Below are 530 nucleotides of genomic sequence, written 5' to 3' on the forward strand. Positions count from 1 at the left end.
CACCAGAAGTGGTTAGCTTAACCTTCGGGGGAGCGATCACCACGGTGTGGTTCATGACTGGGGTGAAGTCGTAACAAGGTAGCCGTAGGGGAACCTGCGGCTGGATCACCTCCTTAAACGATGCGTCGCGCTCGCGGCAAGCGCTCACAATGAATTACCTGATCATGAGCTGTGATGAACAGTGATAAAAGCACCTTCACGTTAAAAAAAGAGAAAAGATCTTTCTTTTTCTTTTAAAAGTGAACGGCAACGTGCCTTTATCACTGCTTATGGCAGTCGCTCTTTAACAATGTATATCATGCTGACAATGTTGTTTTGCTTGTCTGATTCGTTAGATAAGCCAACTCAACATGCAATTGTTTTGTGATACGTCTCAAGCGTATCCGGCAATCGTTGTCATTGTGCGATCCAGACTCCTTCGGGTTATAGGGTCAAGCAATGAAGCGCACACGGTGGATGCCTAGGCAGCCAGAGGCGATGAAAGACGTGGAAGCCTGCGATAAGGTTCGGTGAGGTGGCAAACGACCTGT

The 530-nt window shown here is 47.9% G+C and carries 2 rRNA genes; both read left to right on the plus strand.

Features of this window, described 5'->3' with window-relative positions:
• A 16S ribosomal RNA gene (locus GEV37_RS16880) occupies positions 1–116 on the plus strand; the annotation flags it as partial.
• 313 nt (positions 117–429) lie between these two features.
• Positions 430–530: ribosomal RNA gene (locus GEV37_RS16885) — 23S ribosomal RNA — on the plus strand; the annotation flags it as partial.

This window comes from Vreelandella malpeensis (assembly GCF_020622355.1).
Taxonomy (GTDB): Bacteria; Pseudomonadota; Gammaproteobacteria; order Pseudomonadales; family Halomonadaceae; genus Vreelandella; species Vreelandella malpeensis.